The organism is Burkholderia sp. LMG 13014 (assembly GCF_905232215.1).
Lineage (GTDB): Bacteria > Pseudomonadota > Gammaproteobacteria > Burkholderiales > Burkholderiaceae > Burkholderia.
The window spans coordinates 1-6,657 of the sequence record NZ_CAJNKE010000331.1 but is presented as its reverse complement, the minus strand read 5'-3'; the positions used below and the strand labels follow the sequence as shown (position 1 = coordinate 6,657).

7 protein-coding genes and 1 tRNA gene are annotated in these 6,657 nt (G+C 64.7%); 1 reads left to right on the top strand and 7 read right to left on the bottom strand.

Annotation, left to right across the window (positions count from 1 at the left end):
- Positions 1 to 61: 61 nt before the first annotated feature.
- The 6 genes from JYJ84_RS25050 to JYJ84_RS25025 form a co-directional block, all read right to left on the bottom strand.
- On the bottom strand, positions 62 to 718 hold the full coding sequence (locus JYJ84_RS25050) for a TerD family protein (RefSeq protein WP_174961095.1): 657 nt from the start codon (positions 716 to 718) through the stop codon (positions 62 to 64).
- Between the two features lie 100 nt (positions 719 to 818).
- Positions 819 to 1,835, bottom strand: a complete 1,017-nt coding sequence (locus tag JYJ84_RS25045; RefSeq protein ID WP_122945855.1) for a DUF475 domain-containing protein — start codon at positions 1,833 to 1,835, stop codon at positions 819 to 821.
- A gap of 46 nt (positions 1,836 to 1,881) precedes the next feature.
- Positions 1,882 to 2,622, bottom strand: coding sequence for a VWA domain-containing protein (locus JYJ84_RS25040; protein ID WP_122945856.1), 741 nt, complete (start codon positions 2,620 to 2,622; stop codon positions 1,882 to 1,884).
- Between the two features lie 20 nt (positions 2,623 to 2,642).
- Positions 2,643 to 3,746: a toxic anion resistance protein gene (locus JYJ84_RS25035; protein WP_175222685.1), complete on the bottom strand. Its 1,104-nt coding sequence runs from the start codon at positions 3,744 to 3,746 to the stop codon at positions 2,643 to 2,645.
- A gap of 353 nt (positions 3,747 to 4,099) precedes the next feature.
- A complete protein-coding gene (locus tag JYJ84_RS25030) occupies positions 4,100 to 4,516 on the bottom strand; it encodes a hypothetical protein (protein ID WP_175222686.1) in 417 nt (138 codons plus the stop codon).
- 45 nt (positions 4,517 to 4,561) lie between these two features.
- Positions 4,562 to 5,191 carry a LysE family translocator gene (locus tag JYJ84_RS25025; RefSeq protein ID WP_175222687.1) on the bottom strand — a complete coding sequence of 210 codons (630 nt, stop codon included), beginning with the start codon at positions 5,189 to 5,191 and terminating at the stop codon, positions 4,562 to 4,564.
- 186 nt (positions 5,192 to 5,377) lie between these two features.
- On the opposite strand from JYJ84_RS25025, the gene JYJ84_RS25020 reads away from it, so the two are divergent.
- Positions 5,378 to 5,468: transfer RNA gene (locus JYJ84_RS25020), tRNA-Ser, on the top strand.
- 228 nt (positions 5,469 to 5,696) lie between these two features.
- Here JYJ84_RS25020 and JYJ84_RS25015 read toward each other — a convergent pair.
- Positions 5,697 to 6,657: VC_2705 family sodium/solute symporter (locus JYJ84_RS25015; RefSeq protein WP_205189575.1), on the bottom strand; the 961-nt coding region annotated here is incomplete at its 5' end.

Sequence of the window (6,657 nt, the reverse complement as noted above, 5' to 3'; positions counted from 1 at the left end):
GATTCGTCATCGCTGCTTCCTGCCCGGCGCGGCGGTATCCCGCCGGCCGGGCTGCCGCCAGTCAGACCGCGCCGCCGTACGCGCGCACGAAGTCGCCCAGGCCACGGTTGTAGCCGGCGCCGACCGCCTTGAACATGAAGTGGCCGTCACGGCGATAGAAGCTGCCGACCTGCACCGACGTCTCCATCGAGAAGTCTTCCTCGAGCGCGTACTTCGCGATCACCGTGCCCGACACCTCGTCGGCGATCTGGATGTAGCTGTTGCGCACCTGGCCGAAATTCTGGCGGCGTGCTTCGGCCTGGTCGATCGTCACGACCACCGAGATTTCCTCGATGTCCGCGGCAAGCTTCGTCATGTCGATGAAGATCACCTCGTCGTCGCCATCGCCGCTGCCCGTGCGGTTGTCGCCGCTATGCACGACGCCCAGGCACTTCGACGCGGGCATCCCGCGCTTCGGGAAATCGTCGCCCGGCTGGATGAAGGTGTCCTTGCGCTCCATCGTGCGCACTTCGCTGTTGTAGAACACGAAGTGCTGATCCGAGATCAGCTTCGGATTGCTCTGCGCGTCGTACTTGCACAGGAACACCGACACGTCGAGATCGAAATCCGTCCCCGTGTCCGTCGCGTTCGCATCCCAACCGAGACCGATGCGGAACTTCTGCGTGCCGGGCGCTTCCTTCGACAGGTTGACGCGACCGCCTTTCGACAAATTGATCATCTGAACCTCTTCTGCTGGAACCGCCGTTGTGCCGGCGGCAATGCCGGGCCGCCCTGCGCGGCCCCTCGTTGATGGTTTTCGACCCGCGCGTGACGCGTGGTCACTCGCCTGCGACGGCGGTCCGGTCTTCCTTGCGCTGCACGACGATCGACGACCACACGGCCGCCGCGATCATCGCCGCGCCGACCAGGCCCGTGATGACCTCGGGCACCTCGAACTTCACGCCGAGGAACATGATCGTTGCGAGCGCACCGATCGCCCAGAACGCGCCGTGTTCGAGATAACGGTATTGCGCGAGCGTGCCCTTCTTCAGCAGCACGAGCGTCATCTCCCGGATATAGGCTGCGCCGACGCCGAGGCCCAGCGCGATCAGGAAAATGTTGTTCGACAGTGCGAACGCGCCGATCACGCCGTCGAAGCTGAACGACGAATCGAGCACTTCGAGATACATGAAACCCGCGACGCCTTCGCGCACCACGCGCGTGCCCGTCTCCTCGCCGCCGATCAGGTCGCCGATGCCGTGCGCGATCACGAAGCTGATCACGCCGAACGCACCCGCGAGCAGGAAGCCCACCTGCTCGGCCGCCGGCACGTAGAGCGACGCGACGATGATGATCGCGAGCGTCAGCGCCACTTCCAGCGCCGTGATGCGGCCGAGATGGCTCATCGGGCCTTCGAGGAAGCCGATCCAGTGCTCGTCCTTCTCGGTGTCGAGCATGAACTTGAAGAACACCATCAGCAGGAACGCGCCGCCGAATGCGGATACCTGGTGATGCGCGGACGTGAGGATCGCCGCGTACTTCTCCGGCGACTCGATCGCGAGCGTCAGCGCGTCCCACATGCCGATGTGGCCGATCACCGCGACGATCAGCAGCGGGAACACGAGGCGCATGCCGAACACGGCGACCGGCAGGCCGAACACCATGAAGCGGTTGCGCCACTTCTCCGACCAGTTCTTGAGCACCGATGCGTTGACGACCGCGTTGTCGAGCGACAGCGAGATTTCGAGCACCGACAGGACCGCGACGATCAGCATGTCCTTCACGCCGCCGAGGAGATAGGCCGCAACCAGCGCCAGCACCGTAAGCGACAGCGGGATCTTGAAGTCTTTCAACATGATGGGGGGGTAATCGAGTTCTGGATAAAAGGCGTGCGGGCCGCGCTTACTTCGCGCGCACCCAGTCGCAGAATTCCTGCGTGATCAGTTGTTCGTAGATCTGCTCGTCGCTGACGTCGAGCGATTCGAGATGCAGGAAGCCGACGTTCGGCATCTCGTCCGCGACTTCCGCGAGGAAGCCGAATTCGCTCGGATCGCCGACACCGACGAGTGACCAGTACAGCGGGTAGTGCTGCGACTCGGCCAGCAGCTGGCGCACGCGCTTGCGGTCGTTCTTCGGGTTCTGGCCGTCGGTGACGAACAGCACCCATGCGGGCAGATGACCGTTCACCGGTGCGGACGCGGCCGGCGCGGGCGTGTCGTCCGCACCGCCGAACAGCCGGCTCAGGAAGCCGCGCTTTTCTTCACGCTTCGGCTCCGGCGCGCGGAAGAAGAAATCGACGATGTCGTTCATCACCGGCGCGTACTGCGTGCCGCCCCACTTGTCGATCCGCGCTTCGAGCACGTAATCGGAGATGTACGAGCCGTAGTTGTCCGGCGTCGCGGTCGGCAGCCGGTCGTAGCCTTCGGTGAAGGTCCACGTGTCGACTTCGCCGTTGTCGTCGAACTTCAGTGCGATGCCGAGGATCCGGTCGTGCGTGTCCTGGATCACGCCCGACTGGTACAGCGGCTTCGCGGAGCCGGAGATGTCGAGCGCCGCGCCGACGCGCACGACGGGCGGCTTCAGGATCTGGCGTTTTTCGAGGACGATCGCGACCTTCGCCGCGCGTTTCTCAAGCGTAATCATGCGGTGTTCTCTCAGTTCTCTCAGTTGTGCTTCGGAGCGAATCGGGTGATCAGGTCCTGTTCGAGCTGGCGCAGGCGCGGCGCGTCCTGCTCGCGCTGGCGCTTGCCGTCGGCGATGATCTGCGTGACGTCGTCGAACGCGCCGAACAGCTGCTGCTGCGCGTATTCGAACGTGTCGGTCGAGATCACCGGGCGCTGGCCGAGCTTCGCAACTTCCTGCGCGTTCTGGCGGTTCAGGTCGGCCTGCGCGCGGATCGCCTCGTCGGCCGCGTCATACGTCGCGTTCGCGAGCGCCGCCGCGCGCTTCGTGCTGATCTGCTCGAGGTAGAGCGCGAATGCGTTGGTCCAAGCGGGGATCAGCACGGTCTTGATCGTCATGAACTTCGACGTCAGCGTGCGCTTCTGGTCCTGCTCCATCCGGATCTGCGGCGCGAGCTGCTTCGACATCAGCATCGCGCGGTCGAGGTCGTCGAGCTTGCTTTCGAGCGCGTCGACCTTGCGCTTCACGTCGAGCAGGCGTTGTGCGGCGAACGCGTCGTCCGCCGGCTGCTGGCCGGCCGCGAGATGCGCGCGCAGCGTCGCGAGCGCCGTTTCGCCATGCGCCTTCGACTGCGCGAGCTCCTGGTGCAGCGCGTAGTTGTCGTTGTACATCCGCTCGAGTTCGTCGATGCCGGCCTTCTGGCGCTGCGCATGGTTCTCGAGCTCGACGACGAGCGTGTCCATCCGCTTGCTCACCGACTCGTATTGCGACAGCAGCTTCTCCTTGGTCGAGCGGAACAGCCGCGTGACCTGCGTGAGCAGCCCGCCCTTGTCGGCGCCGCGCGGGTCGAGCCCCTTCGCGGTCGCGATCAGTTCGTTGAGCTTGTCGCCGAACTGGTCGGCATCCGACGCGCGGACGCTCGCGAGAATCTGCTGGGAGAAGGCGGCGATCCGCGTGCCCTGCGTCGCGCCGAGCTGGTCGATCTCGTCGACGGTGATCAGGCGGACGTTCTCCACCGCGCGTGCTGCCGGCACGGCAACGGCGGCGGCGACAGCGGCAACAGGCACTGCGACGGGTGACGAAGACGGGGTGGAAGGACGATCGCTGACCGCATCGGAGTTCTTGTCATCGAATAGCGGCTTCATGTGGCTACCACGTTTCCTTTTCTGCATTCTGCTGCGTGTTGTCATGCGCGCGAGGCGCGCATCCGCGATTGCCGTCGTGCTCTCTCACGGTCGGCAGACGGACAATAAATGGCTCGAGCGCCTTGCGTCAAGGGAAGGAATTCTTTCAATTACCATTCATTTTGTAATGTGCCGGGTGGATGCGATGCCCGCCCGTCGACGTTCCTGCCGCGATGCGCGTTGGTTGCGCAAGATTTGGACACCGCTAAACTTACACGTCTGATCAATGCGAAAGAGAAATGAAACCGGCTGTTTTAGCGGGGGTCGAGCGGTGCGCATGCGCGGACGAGACGTCCGCGAGCGCCGATTCCGCGTTAGCGTTCCTGCACGCGACTCATGCCGAGCCGAGGCACGATGAACGGCACGGATCGGTCACGAATCGTGAAATCCCAGCGTCCGTCGATCCCCATGAACGTCGCGCTGAAATGCCGGTCGTCGGTCCACGTGATGTCGTCCAGATGGCACGACGCATACATCGCGCCGACCGTGCGCTGCGCGAGCGCCTTGAATGGATCCTTCGACACGAGCGTGAACGTGACGGCCTCCTCGAACGGGCAGTCGTAGTCAGTGACGAGCAGATACGCGTCCGGCGTCTCGAACTGGCGGAGCAGCACATAGCCGGAAACGGTGAGGCCGGAACGTGCGCCGTTCACGCGCACCTGGGTGCGCGACGGCCACGTTTCGTACGGACCGTCGTGCGTTTCGAGCGTGAAGCGCTCGATCGGCTTCATCGCCGGGCCGCTCGGCGGGGGGCGTGTTCCCGATGCATCGCCGCGTCAGTTCGCGGCCTTGCGATACAGCGCGACGTACCCCGCGAGCATCAGCAGCAGCGACCCGCTGACGCGGTTCAGCCACTTCTCCCCGGCCGCCTTCCACACGCGCACCGAATGCACGCCGAGCAGTGCGTAGCCAGTCATCCCGGCGACGTCGATCGCGACGATCGTCGCCGCGAGGATCGCGTACTGCGGCGCGATCGCGTGCGACCGGTCGACGAACTGCGGCAGCAGCGCGGACATGAACAGGTAGTACTTCGGGTTGCTCATCGCGACGAAGAAGCTTTTCAGGAACGCGGTCCGGCGATCGGGCGTCGCGTGCTCGAGCGCCTGCGCGGCAGCAGGGCCGCCGGCAGACAGCAGCATCCGCACGCCGACATAGGCCAGCCACGCGGCGCCGGCCAGCTTCAGCGTGACAAATGCCGTTTCCGACGCGTCGAGCAGCATCCCGAGACCCAGCCCTACCAGCGCGACCATCACGACGTCGGCCGTGACGGCGCCGAGCATGCCGACCATCGCGTGACGCAATCCGTACCGCGAGCCGTTGCTCATCGCGAGCAACACCGTCGGGCCGGGCGTCGCGACGCCGACGGACAGGATCAGGGCAAAGGCGAGCAAGGCGGACGGCGACATGGCGTGGCGTTTCCTTTGAACGAAGGGCTGGAAAATGCAGGCGGACGGGGCATGATCGCACGATGGCGCGACCGCCCGCTCGACGGTTGTCTGGCGGGCCGCCGACCTCGCAACCCGTCCGATTTGCATGGATCGTCGGACGGAGTGGCGGACTGCCGCCAGAGTTTGCTATACTCTCGGTCTTCCGGAGAGATGGATGAGTGGTTTAAGTCGCACGCCTGGAAAGCGTGTATAGGTTAATCGCCTATCGGGGGTTCGAATCCCCCTCTCTCCGCCAGAATTCAATGCCCGCGCCAGCGGGCATTTTCGTTTCCGGAGAGAAGCAAGCCGACAGTTCGGCTTGCGCGGGGGATTCGAAGGGATTCGCTTGCAAGCGAATCCGCGGCCCGCGCTCGTGTGGGCGAATCCCCCTCTCTCCGCCAGAATGCATGAAGCCCCTTGATCCCCCGGATCAAGGGGCTTTTCTTTTTGCCTCGCCGCCCCGCCTCCGCCCGCGCCTCCCGCGTCACGGATGCCGTATGTAATCCACCAGCGCCAGCGTATATTCATCCGGCTTTCGATCAAACAGACTCACCACGATCGCCACCGCAAACCCCGCCGGCACCCCGAACACCCCCGAACTGATCGGCTCGATCCCGAACCACGTGCGCCCCGCGAACCCCGTCAGCTGCGTGAAATACGGATAGGTCGACACGATGTAGTACACGCACACCGCCAACCCCGTCACCATCCCCGCGATCGCACCGCGCGTCGTCGTGCGCTTCCAGAACACACCGAGCACGAGTACCGGAAAGAAACTCGAGGCCGCCAGCGAGAACGCGGCGCCGACCAGAAACAGGATCTTCCCCGTATTGAGCGACGCGACATACGACGCGAACAGCGCGACGCCGAGCAGCAGCACCTTCGAGATCGTCACGCGCCGCTGGCTCGACGCGTCGGGCGCGACCATGCAGTAATAGACGTCATGCGATAGCGCATTCGCGATCGTCAGCAGCAGCCCGTCCGCGGTCGACAGCGCCGCGGCCAGCGCACCGGCCGCGATCAGCCCCGACACGACATACGGCAGCCCGGCGATCTCCGGCGCGGCCAGCACGACCATGTCCGGCTGCATCTGGATTTCCGACCAGTGCACGATGCCGTCGCGAATCACCTCGACGACACTGATCAGGTCGGGTTCGAAGTGATGCCATTGCGTGACCCACGCCGGCAATTCGGCGAACGGCCGCCCGACGAGGTTCGAAAGGATCTCGTACTTGATCAGTACCGCGAGCACCGGCACGCTCAGGTAGAACAGCGCGATGAAGAACAAGGTCCACCCGACCGAGCGCCGTGCCGACGCAACCGACGTGGTCGTGTTGTAGCGCGTCAGGATGTGCGGCAGGCTCGCGGTGCCGAGCGACAGGCACAGCAGCAGCGCGAGGAAATTCCGCTCGCGCGGCTTGCGTTCGTCGTCGCTCGCGGCGGGA